The sequence below is a fragment of the Arthrobacter glacialis genome (assembly GCF_002909445.1).
Lineage (GTDB): Bacteria > Actinomycetota > Actinomycetes > Actinomycetales > Micrococcaceae > Specibacter > Specibacter glacialis.
The window spans coordinates 164,519-185,659 of the sequence record NZ_PPXC01000005.1 but is presented as its reverse complement, the minus strand read 5'-3'; the positions used below and the strand labels follow the sequence as shown (position 1 = coordinate 185,659).

At 61.9% G+C, this 21,141-nt stretch carries 19 protein-coding genes; 8 read left to right on the top strand and 11 right to left on the bottom strand.

Annotation, left to right across the window (positions count from 1 at the left end):
- Positions 1-12 precede the first annotated feature (12 nt).
- Complete coding sequence (locus CVS27_RS08225) at positions 13-663, top strand: hypothetical protein (RefSeq protein WP_103465248.1); 651 nt, start codon at positions 13-15, stop codon at positions 661-663.
- Positions 650-1,336 (top strand): hypothetical protein, encoded by a 687-nt coding sequence (locus CVS27_RS08220; protein WP_103465247.1) that lies wholly within the window; start codon positions 650-652, stop codon positions 1,334-1,336. Before CVS27_RS08225 ends, CVS27_RS08220 begins: the two co-directional genes overlap by 14 nt.
- A 69-nt stretch (positions 1,337-1,405) precedes the next feature.
- On the opposite strand, the gene CVS27_RS08215 is transcribed toward CVS27_RS08220, so the two are convergent.
- Positions 1,406-2,251: an HAD family hydrolase gene (locus CVS27_RS08215; RefSeq protein WP_103465246.1), complete on the bottom strand. Its 846-nt coding sequence runs from the start codon at positions 2,249-2,251 to the stop codon at positions 1,406-1,408.
- 131 nt (positions 2,252-2,382) lie between these two features.
- On the bottom strand, positions 2,383-3,660 hold the full coding sequence (gene serS / locus CVS27_RS08210; RefSeq protein ID WP_103465245.1) for a serine--tRNA ligase: 1,278 nt from the start codon (positions 3,658-3,660) through the stop codon (positions 2,383-2,385).
- 51 nt (positions 3,661-3,711) lie between these two features.
- On the opposite strand from serS, the gene CVS27_RS08205 reads away from it, so the two are divergent.
- Positions 3,712-4,779, top strand: coding sequence for a diacylglycerol/lipid kinase family protein (locus CVS27_RS08205; RefSeq protein ID WP_103465244.1), 1,068 nt, complete (start codon positions 3,712-3,714; stop codon positions 4,777-4,779).
- Between the two features lie 74 nt (positions 4,780-4,853).
- Here CVS27_RS08205 and CVS27_RS20760 read toward each other — a convergent pair whose 3' ends face one another.
- The 3 genes from CVS27_RS20760 to CVS27_RS08195 form a co-directional block, all read right to left on the bottom strand.
- Entirely contained in the window at positions 4,854-5,027 is a 174-nt protein-coding gene (locus CVS27_RS20760; protein ID WP_165788099.1) for a hypothetical protein, read from the bottom strand.
- Between the two features lie 166 nt (positions 5,028-5,193).
- On the bottom strand, positions 5,194-6,135 hold the full coding sequence (pheA, locus tag CVS27_RS08200) for a prephenate dehydratase (RefSeq protein ID WP_103465243.1): 942 nt from the start codon (positions 6,133-6,135) through the stop codon (positions 5,194-5,196).
- Between the two features lie 30 nt (positions 6,136-6,165).
- Positions 6,166-6,492 carry a rhodanese-like domain-containing protein gene (locus tag CVS27_RS08195; RefSeq protein ID WP_103465242.1) on the bottom strand — a complete coding sequence of 109 codons (327 nt, stop codon included), beginning with the start codon at positions 6,490-6,492 and terminating at the stop codon, positions 6,166-6,168.
- Between the two features lie 189 nt (positions 6,493-6,681).
- Between CVS27_RS08195 and CVS27_RS08190 the strand changes: the two genes are divergently transcribed.
- Entirely contained in the window at positions 6,682-8,160 is a 1,479-nt protein-coding gene (locus CVS27_RS08190) for a peptide MFS transporter (RefSeq protein WP_279325107.1), read from the top strand.
- A 78-nt stretch (positions 8,161-8,238) separates the two neighbouring features.
- On the opposite strand, the gene CVS27_RS08185 is transcribed toward CVS27_RS08190, so the two are convergent.
- Positions 8,239-8,865 (bottom strand): DUF4190 domain-containing protein, encoded by a 627-nt coding sequence (locus CVS27_RS08185; RefSeq protein WP_103465241.1) that lies wholly within the window; start codon positions 8,863-8,865, stop codon positions 8,239-8,241.
- 170 nt (positions 8,866-9,035) lie between these two features.
- Between CVS27_RS08185 and pgm the strand changes: the two genes are divergently transcribed.
- Complete coding sequence (gene pgm / locus CVS27_RS08180; RefSeq protein ID WP_103465240.1) at positions 9,036-10,679, top strand: phosphoglucomutase (alpha-D-glucose-1,6-bisphosphate-dependent); 1,644 nt, start codon at positions 9,036-9,038, stop codon at positions 10,677-10,679.
- Between the two features lie 414 nt (positions 10,680-11,093).
- Here the strand turns inward: pgm and CVS27_RS08175 are convergent, their stop codons facing one another.
- Positions 11,094-12,023 carry a cation diffusion facilitator family transporter gene (locus CVS27_RS08175; protein ID WP_103465239.1) on the bottom strand — a complete coding sequence of 310 codons (930 nt, stop codon included), beginning with the start codon at positions 12,021-12,023 and terminating at the stop codon, positions 11,094-11,096.
- Positions 12,024-12,076: 53 nt separating this feature from the next.
- Here CVS27_RS08175 and CVS27_RS08170 point away from each other — a divergent pair, with 53 nt between their 5' ends.
- Positions 12,077-12,388, top strand: a complete 312-nt coding sequence (locus CVS27_RS08170) for an ArsR/SmtB family transcription factor (protein ID WP_103465238.1) — start codon at positions 12,077-12,079, stop codon at positions 12,386-12,388.
- A gap of 109 nt (positions 12,389-12,497) precedes the next feature.
- On the top strand, positions 12,498-13,820 hold the full coding sequence (locus tag CVS27_RS08165; protein ID WP_103465237.1) for a uracil-xanthine permease family protein: 1,323 nt from the start codon (positions 12,498-12,500) through the stop codon (positions 13,818-13,820).
- A 104-nt stretch (positions 13,821-13,924) separates the two neighbouring features.
- Here the strand turns inward: CVS27_RS08165 and CVS27_RS08160 are convergent, their stop codons facing one another.
- The 4 genes from CVS27_RS08160 to CVS27_RS08145 all read right to left on the bottom strand — a co-directional run bounded on the left by CVS27_RS08160 (position 13,925) and on the right by CVS27_RS08145 (position 17,744).
- Positions 13,925-15,040 (bottom strand): glycerate kinase, encoded by a 1,116-nt coding sequence (locus CVS27_RS08160; protein ID WP_103465236.1) that lies wholly within the window; start codon positions 15,038-15,040, stop codon positions 13,925-13,927.
- Positions 15,041-15,079: 39 nt separating this feature from the next.
- Positions 15,080-15,862 (bottom strand): glycerophosphodiester phosphodiesterase family protein, encoded by a 783-nt coding sequence (locus CVS27_RS08155; RefSeq protein ID WP_243400096.1) that lies wholly within the window; start codon positions 15,860-15,862, stop codon positions 15,080-15,082.
- A gap of 9 nt (positions 15,863-15,871) precedes the next feature.
- Positions 15,872-16,681: an HAD family hydrolase gene (locus CVS27_RS08150; protein WP_103465235.1), complete on the bottom strand. Its 810-nt coding sequence runs from the start codon at positions 16,679-16,681 to the stop codon at positions 15,872-15,874.
- Between the two features lie 124 nt (positions 16,682-16,805).
- A complete protein-coding gene (locus tag CVS27_RS08145; protein WP_103465234.1) occupies positions 16,806-17,744 on the bottom strand; it encodes a carbohydrate kinase family protein in 939 nt (312 codons plus the stop codon).
- Between the two features lie 313 nt (positions 17,745-18,057).
- Between CVS27_RS08145 and CVS27_RS08140 the strand changes: the two genes are divergently transcribed.
- Positions 18,058-20,979, top strand: a complete 2,922-nt coding sequence (locus CVS27_RS08140) for a glycoside hydrolase family 20 protein (RefSeq protein ID WP_165788278.1) — start codon at positions 18,058-18,060, stop codon at positions 20,977-20,979.
- The last annotated feature ends 162 nt before the right edge of the window (positions 20,980-21,141 follow it).

The following is a 21,141-nucleotide window of genomic DNA, read 5'->3' as shown; positions in this document are numbered from 1 at the left end:
TACGAGGTATTCATGGCCACGAAACCCAAATTTGACGGGCCCACCCGCCTGATCGATCCCCTCACCGGACGCCCAGTGCGGCAGTTCACCATGACTGGGAACTACTACGTCCGCGCCACTGCCACCAGGCATTTCTGGGGCAGGGTCCTGGACGGGGCAGTGTTCCTGGCCGCGTTCGGAATCCTGTCGTTGCTGGTGATCCCGGTGCGAAAAGCCATGGAAAACAGTCCGTCGCTGTGGGAGCTGGCGTACAGCAACGGCTTCTTCATCGGGCTAATCGCACTGTTCTGGTTCCCCGCGCTTTATGTGTACGGCATGATTTGGGGCAAATGGGGCCTCTTTGGCGACCGTGCGGCCCGCATGCGCAGTGTGCGGATCACCGACGGGTCCCTGTCCGGGCCGTGGCTCGGCGGCTGGCGAGTCATCCTGTGGTCGTTCCTGCCGCTGTACGCGGTTTTCATGATTGCCAGCTTGTTCGACGGCGGCGTGGAACACACCCCCGGATACGTCCCGCTGGACTTGGACTCCGGTGTGGCGAAAGGTCATGCCCCGGTTCCCGACCCCGCGATTGTTGCGAAGGAGCAAGCCGAAGCCCAGGCCGAGGCTCAGACACGCGCCCAGATGCCGCACCTGTACGGAAAGGCCCCGGATGCACGGTCGTAGTTTTTGGGTCCGTCGGGCCGAGCAGCGGCTGGGACCCGAGCTGGGCCAGTTGCGCCATGTGGCCGCATCGAGGCGGATCCACTGGGCCTGGCTGGTGCCATGCATTGCCATTGGCTTTGTTTACGGAGTCATCGGGCAGTTCATCAGCAGCCCGCGCTCCACGGACCGGACCCCCGACAGGTTTGAGGACATTCCGCTGTTCATGGTGGTGTCCCTGCTGACGGGACTGGTGCTCTGGTCCCTGACGCTCGCCTTCTCCTTCCGGACACTTCTGGTGTTCGACGCCGGAATTGTCACCTCATTTGCCCAAAAGGCCACGACGCGGATCTTTTACTGGAATCAGGTCAACCCGGAATCCATCAAGGCTGTGACAAGCCAGGATGGTTCCGGCCCCACCCACTTGCTGGTGGCCAAGAAGCTGACAAAACTCAGTGTTCGCGGAAAATACGCCGTTGTCTTTCAGGCCGTGCCCGCCAAAGTGGAGCCGGCCACAAACAGCAGCACAGAACCCCCGCAGGCCGGTTTCTGGACGTTTGAAACGACAGACGAGCCAAGCCCACTTGTTCTGGCCCTCCAGCAGGCCATGGTGGAAGCACGAATTCCGGGCGCTGAGCGGATCGCAGTGCAGGCGTTGCCGCCCGTTGTGCTTGCGGGCAGGACCATACTGGACTGACCCCGCGGTCAGTGTGCAGATAATGCCCTCAAAATCGATTTTAAGCGCAATATCTGCACACTCGAGGTGTCAGACCAGGCTGCGCAGGACGGCGGCAGCACCGTCGTCGTAAACGGATGCGGTGATCTCATCGGCGGCAGCCTTCACCTCATCGTCCGCCTGGCCCATGGCCACGCCCCGGTTGGCCCAGCGCAGCATTTCAATGTCATTGGAGCCATCGCCCACGGCCACCGTCAGGGCGTTCTCTATGCCCAGGGAAGCCCTGACAGCCTCCAATGCTGATGCCTTGTTGACGCCGTCTGCAGCAATGTCCAGCCACGCGCTCCAGCCAATGGCGTAGGTGACCCCGTGCAGGCCGGCAGCCGCAATGGCGTCGGCGAACTCCGCAGTGGAGGCCTCGGCGCTGTTGACAACCACCCGCACCGCCTTGGCCTCCAGCAGGTGGTGGAAATCCACGCCGCGCGCCTCAATGCCGAAGCTGTTGTCCTGAAAACGGGATGTGGACAGGAAGTTCCCTTCAGCGTCCTCGAGGGCGAACTTGGCGCCGGGGATGCTGTCGCGCAGGGCAGTCAGCGCGGGGGCAGGATCGAACGTCACGCGGTCAATGATCTCGTAGCCGTCAACCAGGGACGGATCCAGCCGGATGGTCACACCGCCGTTGGAGCACACTCCGTAACCGTGGCGGAGCCCGATGGCCTCCACAATGGGAAGCAGCGCGCCCAGGGAACGGCCCGTGGCGATGATGACGTGGTGCCCGGCGTCAACCACTGCCGCGGCTGCGGTGCGGACGCCCTCGGTCATGATGCCATCGTGGTCCACCAGGGTGCCGTCAACATCCAGGGCTATCAGGTACTTTGTTGTTTCATTTGTCCGGTCATCGATGCCGGGAATTACATTATTTACTGTCATAGTCATGTCTCCAGTCAAGCAGATTGGGCTGGTACTGCCACATATTTTGGCTGTTAAAACCATGAACGCCGGGCAAATACTCACAGCTGTGTGCACAGTGTGAGTATTTACCCGGCGTTCACGAAACGCCTAGGGAATTACAGGACGGGAAAGACTTCCAGGCCGCCCATGTACTTGCGCAGGGCAACCGGGACGTTGACTGAACCGTCGGCATTCTGGTGGTGCTCCAGGATGGCCACAATCCAGCGGGTCGTGGCCAGGGTGCCGTTCAGGGTGGCAACTGCGCGGGTGCCACCCTTGCCGCCGTCGTCAGCCACCAGGCGCTCACGGATGTTCAGGCGGCGGGCCTGGTAGGTGGTGCAGTTGGAGGTGGAGGTCAGCTCACGGTAGGCATCCTGGGTGGGCACCCAGGCCTCGCAGTCGAACTTGCGGGCGGCGGAACCGCCAAGGTCGCCAGCTGCCGTGTCGATCACACGGTAAGGCAGCTCAACCTTGGCCAGCATTTCCTCTTCCCAGGCCAGCAGGCGCTGGTGCTCCTCAGCGGCCTTTTCAACCGTGGTGTAAACAAACATTTCCACCTTGTTGAACTGGTGCACGCGGATGATGCCGCGGGTGTCCTTGCCGTGCGAACCGGCCTCGCGGCGGTAGCAGGAGGACCAGCCGGCGTAGCGGACGGGTTCGTCAACGTTGATGATTTCGTTGCCGTGGTAGCCGGCCAGCGCGACCTCTGAGGTGCCCACTAGGTACAGGTTATCCTCGGCCAGACGGTAAATTTCGGCGTCGTGCTCCACGTCAAAACCGGTGCCGGCCATGGTCTCGGGCAGCACAAGCGTGGGGGTGATCATGGGTGTGAAGCCGGCTTCGATGGCCTGGTCCATGGCCAACTGCAGCAGCGCCATTTCCAAGCGGGCACCAACACCCCTGAGGAAGTAGAAACGTGAACCGGACACCTTGGCGCCGCGCTCCATGTCGATGGCGCCAATGAGTTCACCAATTTCCAGGTGGTCGCGTGGCTTGAAGTCGGGGAATTCCCGGGGTGTGCCAACGGTCTTGACCACCACGTAGTCGTCCTCGCCGCCTTCCGGGACACCCTCGGAGACCAGGTTGGCCATGCTGCGCACCAGGGCGTCCTGTTCAGCACTGGCTGCATCGGCTGCTGCCGAGGCCGCCTTGACGGCTGCGGCGAGTTCCTTCACCTCTGCCAGCAGGGCCTGCTTTTCCTCACCCTTGGCTTGGGCCACCTTTTTGCCGAAGGCATTTTGTTCGGCGCGCAAAGCCTCAAAAGAGGTGATCGCAGACTTTCGTGCAGCGTCGGCGGCTATGACGGAGTCCACCACAGACGGTTCGGCACCGCGCGCACGCTGGCTGGCACGGTATTTTTCGGGATTTTCGCTGAGGTCTCGTACATCGATCACACCCTAAGCCTATCCAATCAATGCAACTTGACGGGCTATGGTTAGAGAATCATGCCAACTGAACTTCTTGCAGTCATTATTGTGGTCATTACTGTGCTCGCCGTTGCCATCAGCTGGCTGGGTGTGCGCAAGCTCGCCCAGAAGCACACGCGCAGCGCCGTGGCTGATTCACCGCACAAAATTCACTTGGCAAAGCAGCAAGTAGTTTTCATTTACAACCCCACCAAAAACGGGACCGACGACGCAAAAACGCTCATCACCCGTTCCGTGTCCAAAGCTGGCTGGCCAGCCCCCCTCTTCTTTGAAACCAGTGCTGCGGACCCGGGCTTCACCATGGCCGCGGCCGCGCTGGAGGCGAAGGCCGATGTGGTTATTGTGGGCGGCGGCGACGGGACTGTGCGGGCTGTGGCACAAACGCTGCGGCACACCGAAGTTCCTTTGGCCATCATCCCCCTGGGCACCGGAAATTTGCTGGCCCGCAATCTGAGTCTGGATGTCACAGACATTGCCAGCAGCGTCCAGACCGCCTTGTTTGGGCACCAGCGCCACATTGATGCCGGGCTGATGGAGATTGAGGACAATGTCACCGGCGCGGTTGGCAAGCATTCCTTCATGGTCATTGCCGGCCTTGGCATGGACGCCGACGTCATGAATGACACCAATTCCAAGTTGAAGGAACATGTTGGCTGGCTGGCCTACAGCGAGGCAGGATTGCGGCACATGGCGGGTCCGCGCAAGAAGGTAAGCATCGAATTGGATGATGAACCCGCCCAGCAGCGCAAAATCCGTTCAGTACTGTTTGCCAATTGCGGGCTGCTCCCGGGTGGCATCGATTTTGTGCCCGGCGCCCTGATTGACGACGGCGTACTGGACGTTGTGGTGATCAGCCCCCGGAGCGCTTTGGGCTGGCTGGCCATGGCCGGAAAAGTGGTGTTCCGACACAAGAACAACCTGCCCGTCATTGACTTTTACCGCTCACAGAACCTGACCATCCGCACTGTCATGCCGGTGGAGACCCAGATCGACGGCGACCCGTCAGGCCCCGCAACATGCGTCCAGGTCAGCGTGGAGCCCAAGGCTGTGCTGGTGCGTGTGCCAGCACCCAACAACCCCGCCTAAGAGCTGTCGGCGCCACAGCTCCATGTGGAAGAGGCTTCGTGCGGAAGAGCCAGTGACACCGCAGCGGCACGGAGTCAGTCAGTTTCCGGGCGCTGCGACTGTTCCTTGATGAGGCGTTGCTCTTCGTCAAAGCGCAACTCGTTGGCGTCGTCACTTTCGTCCCCGACCGATGTGTCACGGCCTTCCTTGGCACCAGGATTGACAATGGTGCCTTCTTGGCTGCTGCTCCTGCCTACATGCGGATCCATGGTGACTCGCCTCTTCCCTGCTGGCATCAACTTTCCCTCTTCAGACAAATGGTCATGAAGATACCCCAAAGCATAGGCTTGCCGATGCCGCAGCGAAAGAGATGTGTGCGCGCCAATATCGGCAAGCTCATGGCCGCAGGAGGGCTGCGGCCCCGGCTACCGTCCCCTACACCAGGAGCGATTCAACCCACGTGGAAGCCTCGGCAAAGGCAACATCGGAATTGTAGGCCCGGATCAGCGGCGGCTGCCCGTCCGCCCGCGGATATGAGCCCAGGAAGCGCATGTCCGGGCTGACCCGGTGCAGGCCGCGCAGAGCTTCAGCCACGCGGGCGTCACGGATGTGCCCCTCCATGTCAACACTGAAAATGTAGTGACCCAGGTACTGCCCCGTGGGCCTTGATTCAATGCGGCTCAGGTTCACCCCACGGCTGGCAAACTGTTCCAGGATGGCCATCAAGGCGCCGGGGTGGTCTTCCGGCAAAGGAATTGCCAGCGTTGTCTTGTCAGCCCCCGTGGGAACAGGCAGTGAGCCCGGCTTGGCCACCAGCACAAAGCGCGTAACAGCCCCAGCGTTATCCTCAATGCCTGCGGCCAGAATGTTCAGGCCAGTTTGTTCCGCCACCAGCGGTGCACAGACGGCGGCCTGGAAGGCGGATGTGCCTGCCACCAGCTCGTGGGCGGCGGCCGCCGTCGAATTCGCCGGAACATGGGTGGCCAGTGGAAGCTTTGCGGCAAACCATTCCCTGGTCTGCGCCCACGCGTGCGGGTGTGTGCCCACGGCTGTGACATCCGCCAGCGTGACTCCAGTCCGTGCCACCAGCACAAAACTCACGGGCACCACCACCTCATGGATGATCCGCAGCTCAACACCGTTGGCGATGGCATCCAACGTTGCCGGAACGCCACCTTCAATGGAGTTCTCAATGGGCAGCATTGCGGCAAAAGCCTCGCCGTTGCGCACTTTGTTCAGGGCCGCGGCAGCCGTGTTGGAGGGAATCCGCGCCAAAGCGGCCGCACCGGGAACCTTGAGCAGGGCCGACTCGGTGAAAGTCCCTTCGGGCCCAAGGAACGTCAGGGGCAGCACGGAATCAGTGGGCACGGAAGTCATGGGGCACCTGTTCGTTGAAGCGGAAGTAATTTAGAGGACGCGGGGAGTTTCACCGTTGGAGGAAATCATGGGCTTGTCCGATTCAAACCAGGCACCCATGCCACCCATCACGTTAAACGCACTGTAGCCGTTTTCGGTCAGCCAGTTGGTGGCCCGGAACGAACGGCCGCCCGTGCGGCAGATGACGAACAGATCCGTGTCCGGGTCAAGCTCGTCCAAACGGGCCGGCAACTGCTCCAGCGGAATGTGCAGCGCGCCCTCAACGTGGCCCGCTTCCCACTCGTAATCTTCACGGACATCCAAAATCACTGCGCCCGCAGCCAACTCGGCCACCGTGACGCTCATGATGTCTGACATGTATTTTCTCCTTGCAAGTAAAGACAAATCCGGCTTAAGCCTACTGCCCGTGGGGCCACGCGCGAGCGAAGCGAGGGATGGGGAGGGCGGGAGGCGCTAACGCCCGAGGGGCCAACCAGCCGTATACGCTGCAGCCCTCCAGAAGCCTAAAATGTGACGTTCAGCAAGACTAGTGTCAAAATTGGACTTGTGAGTTCACAAAACAGCCCCGCCGATCCGGCACTGGCACCCCAAAAACCCCGCGATACATCCTTCTTCGGACAGCCAAAAATGCTGCTGAACCTCTTCAGTGTGGAGCTGTGGGAGAGGTTCTCCTTCTACGGCATGCAAGGCATCCTGGCGTACTACATGTACTACTCCGTGACCCAAGGTGGGCTCGGTATTGACGAAGGCACCGCCCTGGGCATTGTTGGCACCTACGGCGGTGGCGTGTACCTCTCCACCATTCTTGGCGCCTGGGTTGCCGACCGCCTCATGGGCTCTGAGAAGGTGCTCTTCTACAGCGCCATCATGATCATGGCCGGGCACTTGTCCCTAGCCCTGCTGCCGGGAGCTGTTGGCCTGACCGTTGGTCTGATCCTGATTGGGGTGGGCTCCGGTGGATTGAAAGCCAACGCCACCTCACTGGTTGGCACCTTGTACGCCAAGGACGACGACCGTCGCGACGCCGGTTTCTCCATCTTCTACATGGGCATCAACATTGGTGGGCTTATTGGCCCGCTCGTCACCGGCTGGTTGCAGGTCACCTGGGGCTTCCATGTGGGCTTCGCCGCAGCAGCAGTTGGTATGGCCTTTGGTCTGCTCCAGTACGGCCTGACCCGTAAGAACCTTCCCCAGTCGGCGCACGAAGTCCCCAACCCGCTGCCGAAGTCGCAATACGGCAAGTTCATCGCCCTGGCCGCTGCAGCCATCATTATCATTGTTGTGGCCGTGGCCTTGAAGCTCATTACCGCCGAGAACCTCAAGTGGATCATCGTGGCAGTTGTCATCGTGGCGACTATCGCCTACTTTGCACTCATTTTGGCCAACAAGACCGTAACGGCTGTGGAACGCAGCCGCGTTTACTCGTTCATGCCGTTGTTCCTGGCCAGCGCCGTCTTCTGGTCATTGTTCCAGCAGCAGTTCACAGTGATTGCCCTCTACTCTGACAAGCGCCTTGACCGCAACATTCTGGGTTGGGAGGTGCCCGCCAGCTGGGTCGCCTCCATCAACCCGGTGTTCATCATCATTCTGGCCGGCGTGTTTGCAGCCGTCTGGACCAAGTGGGGCCCGCGTCAGCCCGGCACACCCGTGAAGTTCTCTGTCGCGTTGGTCGTGATGGGTTTGGCCTATCTGTCATTCATCCCGTTCGCCGGCATGGCCGCTGTTCCCATGATGGCCATTGTTTTCATCCTGCTGCTCTTCACAGTTGCTGAACTCATGCTCTCGCCCGTGGGCCTCTCACTGGCCACGAAGCTTGCCCCTGCCGCCTTCCAGACACAGATGGTTGCCTTGTTCTTCCTGTCCATCTCGCTCGGAACCGCCATGTCAGGTGTGCTCGCCCAGTGGTACGACCCCGCCAACGAGACCCCGTACTTCATGGTCATCGGCTTGGTCTCCATTGGATTTGGTGTCCTGTTGTTCCTGGTCAAGAAGCCCATCAAGAAGCTGATGGCTGGCGTCATGTAGGTCTTTTCTTAAAGTACGACGGCGGCACCTTTCCCATCGCAGTTGTGTTGGGAAAGGTGCCGCCGTCAGTTAAGGACCCTAGTGAGTTGTTGCCAACCAGGTGTAGCCCTCAGCTGCTGGGCTGTAGGAGTCAAAACCCATCATGGCCAGGCCGAAGAGAACAAAGCCGTAGAGCGCACCATAGATCAGTAGCGCCAAGTAGTTGGTAATCAGCCCGGTGATGGAAAATGACCTGCCTTGAGGGCTTTCCTTCTTGAGACCAATGTGGCCCAAAACGATGCCAACTATCTGCGGGACCATAAAAAACCCGAATCCTGCCACGAGCGAGACCAAGCCAATGATCATGCTGGCCAGGCTCATGCCGCGCGGGCCACTGGTCTTGTCCGCATAGCCCGGACCGCCCTGATAATACGTTGGGCCACCATAGTGCTGGGCGTAGGGCTGCTGCCCATACGGTTGCTGGGCGTAAGGCTGCTGGGCGTAGGGCTGCTGCCCATACGGTTGCTGGGCGTAAGGCTGCTGGGCAAAGGGTGCCTGCTGCCCATACTGCCCGCCTGCCGGTGGTCCATACTGGGGCGCCGGCGGGTTTTGGAACTGCTGGTTCTGGCCCAAGAAACTATCCGGCACGGCAGGCGCCGCGTAGGGCGGCGTGGGGCTGCCGGGCTGGCCAGGCTTTGGCTGCGGCTGCTCTGGCTGGTTCGACATTGCTGACTCCTACTGGAATTGCTGTCCCGTGAAGGCACGCAAGGGGGAAAGTTAAAGTTGACTCCCATAATAGTCCGGTCTCCTGAGACAGCCGGGTGAGTCTTCGCTCAGATAGTTCATACTCTGGGCAGCACGTGCCAATCCGGCGCCGGCTCTGTCATGCTGTGAATATGGCTAGCCGCGCGGGCACTACTGCCCTTCCCCAGGACCTTGTTGATCTTTCTGCTTTGCTGGATGCATATTACGATCTGACTCCAGATCTTAGCGATCCGGCGCAACGGGTGGCTTTTGGCACCTCGGGGCACCGCGGCACCTCATTGAAGGCTTCCTTCAACGAGGGCCACATTGCCGCCATCACCCAAGCCATTGTGGAGTACCGCAACGGTCAGGGAATCACCGGCCCGTTGTTCATGGGCAAGGACACGCATGCCCTGAGCGATCCGGCACAAAACACGGCCTTGGAAGTTCTGGCGGGCAACGGCGTCGAGGTTCTCATTGACGCCCGCCATGGTTACACGCCCACCCCGGCCGTTTCGCATGCCATCCTGAGCTACAACTCGGGCCGCACAGAGGGACTGGCGGACGGAATTGTGGTGACTCCTTCCCACAACCCGCCCGGCGACGGCGGTTTCAAATACAACCCTCCCCACGGCGGGCCCGCCGATTCCGATGCCACCGGCTGGATTGCCAACCGGGCCAACGAACTGCTGGAAAACGGCTTGCGAGGCGTGAAGCGGGTCGTGCTTTCAGACGCCATGGCGGCCTCCACCACCGGCAAGTTCGACTTCCTCTCCAGCTACGTTGACGACCTGCCCTCCGTCCTTGACATTGACGCGATCCGGGCCGCAGGCGTGCGCATTGGGGCGGACCCCATGGGTGGGGCTTCGGTGGATTACTGGGGCGAGATCGGCGAACGCCACAATCTGGACCTCACAGTTGTCAACCCCACCGTGGACCCCCAGTGGGCCTTCATGTCACTGGACTGGGATGAGAAGATCCGCATGGATTGCTCCTCCCCCTCAGCCATGGCGTCGCTCATTAACAAGCTGGCCGCTGGAGCCCCCTTTGACATTGCCACCGGGAACGACGCCGACGCCGACCGCCACGGCATCGTCACCCCGGATGCCGGGCTGATGAACCCCAACCACTACTTGGCTGTGGCCATCCAGTACCTCTACACGCACCGTTCACAGTGGCCCGCAACAGCCAGCGTGGGAAAGACCTTGGTCTCCTCCTCCATCATTGACAGGGTCGCCGCCGATCTTGGCCGCCAGCTCGTTGAAGTTCCCGTGGGTTTCAAATGGTTTGTGCCGGGCCTGCTCTCCGGCGAGGGCGTGTTTGGCGGGGAGGAATCCGCAGGCGCCTCCTTCGTCAAGAAGGACGGTTCCGTCTGGACCACCGACAAGGACGGCATCCTGTTGGCACTGCTGGCCTCGGAAATCACGGCCGTCACCGGAAAATCACCCTCGCAGCACTATGGTGAGCTAACAGCCCGCTTTGGGGCGCCGTCGTACGCCCGCATTGACGCCGCAGCCACCCGTGAACAGAAGGCGGCACTGGGCAAGCTCTCTGCCGCCGACGTCTCCGCCACCATGCTGGCCGGGGAGCCAATCACGGCCAAACTGACGGAAGCCCCCGGCAACGGCGCCGCCATTGGCGGCTTGAAGGTCACCACCGAGAACGCCTGGTTCGCGGCACGCCCCTCCGGCACGGAAGACGTGTACAAGATTTACGCCGAATCCTTCAAGGGCGCAGACCACCTGGCCCAAGTCCAAGCCGAGGCCAAGGCCCTGGTCGACGGCGTCATCTCCTAACGCGGCGGCAGCTGGGCCACTTCCGCCATCCCTCGCGAGCAGTAAGATTTTCCGCCCGCTCCGGGGCCTCCGGCTTCAGTGTCGGCTGCGAATTTGGGCTATGCGCTGTGTTGCCGACTTCGCGATCGCATAGCCCAAGTCCACTTTGGGCATGCGCAAGTTTGGACCCCGCGCCTAGCGCAGCTGTCAGAGAGGCGCCATGCTGGCCTTGACAGCTGCGCATAAACAAAGTCGCATGGGTTTATGCGCAGACACAGGTATTCGCGCAGCGCATATGCAAATTGAGGGCCGGGCGGCGGAGCCGGTGTTTCCGTAGGCGACGTAAAGGAGACGCCAAAGGCCGCCCGCGGCCGACGCGTCGGATAGTCGCCGAGGGAATTCCGGTCCGCAGCACGCACCGGCGCACGCACCCGGTTAGTGGTGGGCGCCTAGTTCGTGTTCGGCGTGGGTGACGGGTTCCAGCTGGAAGGTGGAGTGCTCAATGCTGACGTCAAAGTGGCTGGCCACGCAGCTTTGCAGGGCGTCGAGCATGAGCGGGACGTGGCCGTCGTGGAAACATTCCTCGTCCACCACCACATGGGCGGAGAGGATGGGCAGGCCAGTGGCGATTTGGCTGGCGTGGAGGTCGTGGACGCCGCGAACATGATCGAGCGCCAGTATGTGCGCGCGGACCTCATCCAGGTCAAGTCCTGAAGGAGTCGATTCCAGCAGCACACCAATGGTTTCCAGCAGCAGCCTCACGGTGCGCGGCAGGATCATGGCGCCAATGAGCATGGCCACCACGGCGTCGGCCTGCATCCAGCCGGTCAGCGAGATGACGATGGCTGCCACAATGACTGCCACCGAGCCCAGGGCGTCGTTGACAACCTCCAGAAACGCTGCCCGCATGTTGAAGTTCTTGCCGCGCCCGCCCATCAGGACAAACATCGAGATGATGTTTCCCAGCAGGCCTATTGCGCCGAAGATGATCATCTCATTGGAGGCAATCTCGGTGGGGTTGAAGAGGCGCTGGACGCCTTCCACCAAAACAATGAGGCCGACGGCGAGAAGCACCGCTGCCTGCGCTGTTGCCGCGAGTACTTCCGCCCGCGCAAAACCCCACGTCCGCTTGCTGGTTGCCGGGCGGGTCATCAAGCGGGCGGCCAGCAAGGCCATGGCAAGCCCGCCGGCATCCGTGAGGACATGCGCGGAATCAAACAGCAACGCCAGGGATCCGGTGAGCAGGGAGCCGATGACCTGAAAGACAAACACGGCCAGCGTGATTGCCAAGGCAACGGCAATGCGTCCTTGGTGGCTCTCGCCCGGGGCCCCGGCGTGGGAATGGGAGTGATCGTGACCAGACATAACTCAATAGTACATCGATGGCTGAATTCATCAACTAATGTATGATATTGAGAATGAAGCCCATTAGCAACGCAGCAGTGCTGGCCAGGTTTGGCTACGCCCTCTCCGACCCCACCCGGGCCGAAATCTTGATGAATCTAGCCAAGACACCCCAGTATCCGGCCGACCTGGCCACCGAACTGGGCGTTTCACGCCAAAGCATCTCCAACCACCTTTCCTGCCTGCGAGACTGCGGACTGGCCGTTGCCATCGCCGAGGGGCGCCGGGCCAGGTATGAACTGGCCCACCCGGACCTGGCCCACGCACTTAACGACCTTCTCGGCGTCGTACTCCTGACCAGCGAAGGCCACGTCCCCCACCCCTAGTTCGTCCGGCCGGTGGGCACAGGCGCCCCGAACCACCCGTAAATCTCCGTGTGCCGATATTCTTATCGGCAGGCTGTGCACTGGCACGGCATTGACTGGAGGCACGTTGATGAATTTGTTGGGCACTAAGTGGCGCGTTCACGGGGACGGCAAAACTATTGCACCGGGGCAGGTTGTCGGCCCCGACGAGCGGCTGAGCTGGCCCCGGACCATTGGTATTGGCCTGCAGCACGTGGTGGCCATGTTTGGTGCCACGTTCCTAGTGCCCCTGATCACCGGCATGCCACCGGCCACAACCCTGTTCTTCTCCGGTATTGGCACCTTGTTCTTCCTGGTCCTCACGCGGGGACGGGTCCCCAGCTATTTGGGTTCCAGCTTCGCCTTCATCGCGCCCATCATGGCCTCACAGCAGCAATTTGGTGTCTCTGGTGCACTGGGCGGCGTGGTGGTTGCCGGTGTGACACTCGCAGTTCTGGGCTTGATCGTGCAAAAGTTTGGCGCGTCCTGGATCAACAGGCTCATGCCGGCACCCGTCACGGGCACCATCGTGGCGTTGATCGGCCTGAACCTGGCACCTTCCGCGCGCGGCAACTTTGAAAAGGCCCCCATCACGGCCCTTGTCACTCTGCTGGTCATCATCTTGGTCAGCGTGCTGTTCCGAGGAATTCTGGGCCGCCTTGCCATCCTGGTGGGCGTGGTGGTTGGCTACTTGGTGGCGGTGCTGCGCAACGAGGTGGACTTCTCCAAAATCGATGCGGCCGGCTGGATCGGATTGCCGCACTTCCAGACCCCCACCTTCCACTTTGCCGTTCTGGGCCTCTTCATCCCCGTGGTGCTGGTCCTGGTGGCGGAAAATATTGGCCACGTGAAGTCGGTGGCGCTGATGACTGGGGAGGATCTTGACCCCTACGCGGGCCGGGCCATCATTGCCGACGGCGTGGCCACCACCTTGGCAGGGTTTGGCGGCGGTTCCGGCACCACCACTTACGCCGAAAACATTGGCGTCATGGCTGCCACGAAGGTTTACTCAACGGCTGCCTACTGGGTGGCAGGCGTTGCGGCCTTGCTGCTGAGTTTCTCCCCCAAGTTTGGCGAGCTCATTGCCACCGTCCCGGCGGGTGTTCTTGGCGGTGCAGCAACCCTGCTCTACGGCATGATTGGCGTGCTGGGTGTGCGCATCTGGGTGCAGAACAAGGTTAACTTCGCCAACAACATCAACCTCACCACGGCAGCAGTCGCGCTCATCATTGGCGTTGCCAACTTCACCTGGAATGCCGGAAGCCTGACGTTCGAGGGCATCGCCCTGGGCACCGCGGCGGCACTCATTGTCTACCACGGCATGAGTGCGCTGGCGAAGTGGCGCGGCACTGCCACGGACCCTCTCGCCGCCGAGCTGGAGCCGGCAGCCCCGAAGCCGGACAAGGGTCACTAGCCCGGCAGCCCTTCCCAGCGCAGTGACTGTAGATTATGCGTAAGACTCTCCATGAGTCTTACGCATAATCTTTGTGATGCGGCATTGCCGGGCGTAAAACGTGCTCAGATGCCGTTGAGCGCCTCGGAGGTGGCCCTCGTGGTGAAAAGTGCGGCGTCGGCCAGGGCAGCCTCCGGGGAACCCGCCACATCCGTCGCACTGACGGCTGAGACCACCCCGTGTTCGGCCAGCTGCTGGGGTGTCACGGTGATTCGTCCGGCAACTACGACGACGGGAATCCCCCGTGCGTGCGCGGCGTCGGCAACTCCCAGCGGACCCTTGCCGGAGAGGGACTGCACATCAAGTGAGCCTTCGCCGGTGATGACCAAGTCAGCGTCAGCCAGGGCCGCGTCAAGATTGATCATGGTGGCCACCAGGTCAAAGCCGCGCTCGATGGTGGCGCTGGCGTAGGCCACAAACATGGAGGGGAAGCCGCCGGCAGCGCCCGCCCCCGCCACATCTATGTCAATCCCGGTGTCCGCCGCCACCACGGCGGCCAGCTTGCGCAGCCCGGCATCGAGGTGGTCCACTGCCTGCGCGTCGGCGCCCTTTTGCTGCGCAAATACATGAGCCGCACCGTTGGGGCCGTACAACGGGTTGTCCACATCCACTGCCATTCGCAGTTTCACGCTGGCCAGCCTCGGGTCGAGTTCCGAGGCATCCACGGCAACAACATCACCCAAGGATCCGCCGCCCAAAGGCACCAAATTGCCATTGGCATCGGATAGTTTCAGGCCCAGCGCACGCAAGGCGCCCGTTCCGGCGTCGGTCATGGCGGACCCGCCCAGGCCAATAATAATTTCGGTGGCACCGGCCTCCAGCGCCGCGGAGATCAGTTGCCCGCACCCGTAGGAATGGGCGCGCAGGGAGTTCTCCACCGTGGGTTCGCTGAGCAGGTAGCCGCTGGCCTGTGCCGTTTCAATGACGGCCACCGACGTGCCGGGATGGAATGCCCAGGCCGCACCAACCGGCTTCAGGATGGGACCCACCACAGCATTGAGTCGCTCGGCATAGCCTGCAGCCACCGCGGCATCCACCGTGCCTTCACCGCCGTCGGCAATGGGAAGTGTGGTCACCACCGCGTCGGGGTAAACCCGCAGCGCCCCTTCAGCCATGGCCGATGCGGCTTCGGGAGCCGTGAGGGTCCCCTTGAACTTGTCCGGGGCAATGAGAATACGCATGTCTCCATCCTGCCACCGGTCACTGACAAGGCTGAATAGTTACGCCCAGTAACCTCGCTGGCGCATCACCTCGGCCAGCAAATCAGCCCTGTCGGTCATGATGCCGTCCACGCCGAGGTCAAAAAGCTGGTGCATCTCAAGAGGTTCGTCAATGGTCCAGACGTGCACCTTGAGCCCCAGTCCGTGGGCCCGACGAACCGACGCCGCCGTGACCAGATCATGTCGCCCGAGCCTGCGGGGTATCTGCAGGACATCCACCTGACGCATCAGCAAGCGCACCAAGGGAGCGGGCAGCCACGGACTCAGGCAGAAATAGGCCACCAGGTGCCATTTGCCCGGGGAGCTCGCCACGGGGCGGCTCAGCCGGGACAACACGGCACGACGGCGTTTTCCGGAGAAAGAAGCTACACACACCCGGTCGTGCAGGCCCCGTTCCTCGATGAGCTCCGCCAGCGGCACCACCGAGCCCTGGTCCTTGACGTCAATATTGAACCGTGCCGTTGGCAGTGCCGCAAAAAACTCGGCCAGGGTGGCGATGGGTTCCCGGCCGCCAATGCGCGCCTTGCTCACCACCGAGTACGGAAGTTGGGAAATGACGCCGTGCTGGTCCGTGACCCGGTCCAGGGTTGAATCGTGGAACACCACGGTGACGCCGTCGGCCGTGGTGTTGATGTCCGTCTCAACATAGCTGTACCCCAGATCCAGGGCTGCCCTAAAAGCCGTGAGGGTGTTCTCCAAACCACCCTGGGAGAACCCCCTGTGCGCAATGGCCACAGGGTGTGCGGCGTCCAGATAGGGTTTTGCAGCTGTGGTACGTGACACGACGGCGCTCTACGCCAGGCGCAGGGCGGCGAGCCGGGACTCGATGACTTGGGCAACGCCGTCGTCCTCGAAGCGGGGAGCCACCAGCGCAGTGGCTGCGAGCGCCTGCGGGTGCCCACTGGCCATGGCGTAGCCGGCGCCTGCCCAGCCAAGCATTTCAATGTCATTGGGCATGTCACCGAAAGCCACCACATCGGCGGCGTCAATGCCCAGGGACGCAGCGTAGTGGGCCAGCGTCACAGCCTTGTTGACACCTACGGGGCCCATTTCCAACAGCGCCAGCTCCGGCGCCGAGTGGGTGACCTCAATGAGGGCTCCCATGCCGGGCGCTACCAGCTCCAGGAATTCGTCGGCGTTGCCGGTGTGCAGTACGGCCAGCATCTTCACGATGCCGCCGTCGGCAATGTCCGCGGTCAGCACGGCGGGGACAACGTTCAGGCTGCCGGCCGGGATCCGGTTGCCCAGAAAACCGTCCTCGACGTGCAGCCCGGTGAGGGACTCCAGCGCAAAGCGCGCATCGGGAGCCAGTGCTGTAACAATGTCCCTGACCTGTGCCACCGTGTCCCAGCTGATCACATGGGAGTTGAGCACTCTTTCAGTGCCGAGGTGGTAGGTCACTGCCCCGTTGGAGCAGATGACGGTTCCCGTGTGGCCAATTTGTTCGCGGATGGGGTCCAACCAGCGCGGCGGCCGTCCTGTCACAAAAACAATCTCAATGCCCGCCTCGGCGGCAGCCGCGAAGGCTTCCACCGTGCGGGTGCTGATGGTGCCGTCGTGGCCAAGAATGGTTCCGTCAATGTCACTGGCAATTAAACGCATACCCAAGGCTATCCAACTTCGGCCCCGGCGGTGCCCGGGCGGCGCCGAAACGCTCGTATTAAGCCCTGCCGCCCTGCTGCGCCCGCCCAACTGAGCACCACGGCGCCACCTCTTCTGGCTTGGGTCACTTCTGCAATTCGTCGCGACTGGGCGGATTGGCGCCGGCCCGGGAGACGGTGATGGCGGCCGCACGGGCAGCATAGCCGATCATCTCGGCCAGGGTGGCCGTGCTGATCCCCCTCAGGTCGCCGCGACGCTGGGCACCGTCCAATTCCCTGTCCACCAGCGTGGACAGCAAGGCGGCCATGAACGAATCTCCGGCACCCACGGTGTCAACCACCTGCACATCGGGCACGGGGCAGGCAGCCTCGCCCGCAGCACACACCGCCCACGGGCCATCTCCACCCTGGGTGAGGACTACGATGGCAGGGCCTTGCGTGCCACCGATGGCCAGCCACGCTCGGGCTGATTCCTTGGGGTCAACACCTGGGTAGAGCCAGGCAAGGTCCTCATCCGAGGCTTTGACCACATCGGCCATGCGGACGAACTTTTCTGCCTGCACGCGCGCATAGTCCACGTCAGTGATGATGCTGGGCCGGCAATTGGGGTCGAAGGCAATAGTGGCCAGCGGGTGCAGGGCAGTGACGGCGGCCAGAACTTGCTTGGCACCCGGGGACAACATGGTGGCAATGGAGCCCGTGTGCAGCAAGGTGGTGGCACCAAGCATGAAATTCGGGGCACCGTCAGTGCTGGTCAATTCCGGCAGGGACCAGTCCAACGCGAACTCGTAGCTGGCAGCCCCTGCATCATCAAGAACTGCCCGGGCCACGGAGGTGGGCTGGGCATCGGGAGCCAAGGGAACCATCACGGAGTTGGTGCGTAAATACCCACCCACCATGTCCCCATAGGCGTCGTGACCATACCGGCCAAGAAACTGCACCGGATGCCCCAGTCGCGCCAACCCCACAGCAACATTCATGGGGCTGCCCCCCACATGTGGCACCGGATCCTTGCCGGGGCGTACAACTTCATCAATCAGAGCTTCACCAATAACAGTCAACATGGCACTAGCCTAGGCGCCACTTCGCTGCGGCCGAAGCGTGAACATGGCCCCTGCCCCTCCCCACACCTGGCTGCGTCATATTCACAACAACCCTACTCAGATGTGACATGGGACTCCTATACTTCAAATAGTGATCGATAACATCGCGTGGGAAGCCTGATTTCAAGCGCTTACCCTCGCCATACAGCAGGCCCATCGACCAGTCATGAGATCCATAACTCCAAGCAACCAGGCACCTCTGTCCAGGGCTCCCCACAGGCAGAAGTCAACCGCACGTCATGTGCGAGCAAAGCACACGAGAGGTAGCACCTGCATGAAAAGTACTTGGCGCACGATAGCGATGGTGGCGGCAATAGGCATGCCGCTAGCCGGCATCTCAGCAATGTCCCCGGCCACGGCAGCCCCTGAGGAGCCAGCCATTAACCCGGCACCCGTGGTTGTCCCGTCCTTGCACGAGTGGACCGGCGGCAAGGGCACGGTGGAGATTACCTCGTCCAGCCGCATTGTTGTCCCGTCAACACTGAATCAAGTAGCTGAGGAGTTCTCTGATGATCTGGCCGAAATGACAGGGCTGGACCTGGCCGTCGTCACAGGGGCCAGCAAGCCCGGTGACATCTCCCTGGTCCTGGATGTGGCGGATAAGTACGCAGCCGGTGGCGAACGGTATGACGCCGAAGGTTATAAGCTCGACGTCACCGCCGCGGGCGTGAAGGTCACAGCCCCGACCGAGACGGGCGCCTATTACGGTACACGCAGCATTTTGCAGGTCATGACCCAGTCCGATGGCCGCAACAAGTTGCCTGTGGGCTCCTCTGTTGACTGGCCCGACTATGAAGCCCGCGGTTTCATCTTGGATGTTGGCCGCCGCTTCTTCACAGCGGATTTTGTCAATGACTACATCAAGATGATGAGCTACTACAAGCTCAACCGCTTCCAGATTCACCTCAACGACAATGAGATCTTTGCCGGGGCTGACAAGGACTGGCGCAACCTCCAACAGGGCTTCCGGCTCAAGTCGGAAAACCCGCTGTACGCAGGCTTGGCCTCCGCGGACGGCTCCTATGACCGCGCCGACTGGGACGGCTTCGAGGCCACGGCGGGCAGTCGCGGCGTGCAGATCATCCCTGAAATCGATGTTCCCGCCCACGCGGCCGCCATTATTAAATGGCGCCCGGACATCGGCCTGAACAACGGCAAGTCAGACCACCTTGACCTGAGCAAGCCGGAAACCACGGCTGCTGTCAAGGGGATCTTTGACGAGTTCATGCCCTGGTTCCAGGGCGCTGAGGTGAACTTCGGTGCGGATGAGTACCCGGGCAACAAGCTTCAGTACCGGGACTTCTACAACGCCATGGCGGCGCACATCCGGGCCAAGGGCAAGCAGCCCGGAGCCTGGGGCAGCTTCACCGAAATGAGCAAGGGGACCGGATTCTCCGGCGTGGAGGGTTTCGACAAAGACGTCATCATCAATTCCTGGAACAACGGCTGGTACGGACTGGATGCCGCTGCCTCGGACGGCATGAAGTTCATCAACACCAATGACGGCACCTTGTACGTGGTTCCCTTTGCCGACTACTACCACGGCAGTGGTTTGAACAATCAATGGCTGTACACCAATTGGCTGCCCAACACTGCAGGCAACGAAACAGTGGAACCTGAGCAGGTCATGGGTGCCATGTTCGCGGTGTGGAACGACCTTGTCAACGAGGACTACAGCCAGCAGGACGTCCATGGTCTGATCGAGCGCTCCTTCCCCGTTGTTGCCCAGAAGACCTGGACGGCTAAGACCCCCGCATTGCCCTACGCAAGCTTCAATAGTGCCCTCGACAAGATTGGCATGGGCCCTTCCCTTGGCACAGTGAAGGACACCACCCCGGCTGCCGGGGCCAGCAACCTCGCGTCCGGCAAGCCCGTGGCGGCTTCCTCCACCAAGGCCGGATACCCGGCGTCGAACGTCACTGACGGCGAGCAAAATACCCGCTGGGAGTCTGCCGATGACGCCAACACGTCACTGACCATTGACTTGGGCAGTGTGCAGAAGGTTGGTGGCGTCAACGCTGAATGGGCCGCCAACGCCCCTGCCGGCTACGCCGTGGAAACGTCCAAGGACGGTTTGTTCTGGGACCGCGTCACCACCCATGAGGTGGCGGGGGCGGGCAATGACCGCGTCCTCTTCCCCACCACCGAGGCTCGTTTTGTTCGCTTGGCTGGCCTAACTCCTGCAGGTGACAAGGCGGCCCGCGCAGCATCCGGGACCGTGGGCGCGTGGAGCGTGGGAGTTGAGGGAATCACCAACGTTGCCATCGGCGCCAAAGCCACCGCATCTGGCAATGAAGCCCCCACCCTGCCTGCAGACCAGGCCTTCGACGGCAACCTTGCCACCCGCTGGTCAGCCAACTACAACGGCGTGCGGTGGATCGCCGGCGACCTGGGCAAGGTGCAGCCCATCAACGAGGTCACCATCGCCTGGGAAGGCGCCTCCGCGAAGGACTACACAGTCTCGACCTCCTTGGACGGTGTCACCTGGACCGTAGCTGCCACGAAGACGGCCATGCCCGCGAGCAAGCGCACGGACGTAGTGCCGTTTGACACTGTCAACGCCCGTCACGTCAAGGTGGAGATCCAGTCCTCAACCCTGGGCATCTACCTCTCCGCCTACGAGATCGAGGTTCGCAACACGCAGGTCACCGCCCTGGGTGTTGCCGGTTCCTTGGCCGGCACACCCAATGCTGAGGGTACGTTCGACGCCGAACCCACAGTAACGCTGGCGGCTACCGGCGCCGGCGCCCAAGGCGCTTCGCTGGAGTACCGGATTGGCCAGGGCCCCTGGACCTTTTACAGCGCACCATTCAAAGTGGCCGGCTACCAGCTGACAACTGTTGAGTACCGTGCCAACAGCGGCGCGGAAACTTTTGCCGGCTACGTTGCCCTGGACCTGGATACACCCGGCGCTTCACCGTCACCCACCCCGGGGCCCACGGAAACCACGGCTCCTGCCACCACTGGCGCCACAACACCGGCCACAACGGCTCCGGCAACGTCGGGGCCGGGCACGGCAGCAACCAGCACGGCCGCGCCCACCATGCCAGCAACAGCCCCGGCCGCAGCGGACGGCGAGCTGGCCAGCACAGGTGCCAGCATCACGGCAGTTGTCTTCGCCGGGATGCTGCTGATGGGGGCCGGCGCACTGACCCTGGCGCGCCGTCGCTCATCACGCGGGCGCTACCAAGGCTAGGCGACTAGACCAGCATCAGAAGGCAGCTGTGGCGGTTGGGAGGAAGGTTCCCAACCGCCACAGCTTTTGTGCAGTGGCTCAGCCCGGAAATATACGCGGCGGCGAACCGTTCAAGCTATGCTCAGGGATGGTATTTGACGTGCAATAAACAAGAATGGGATC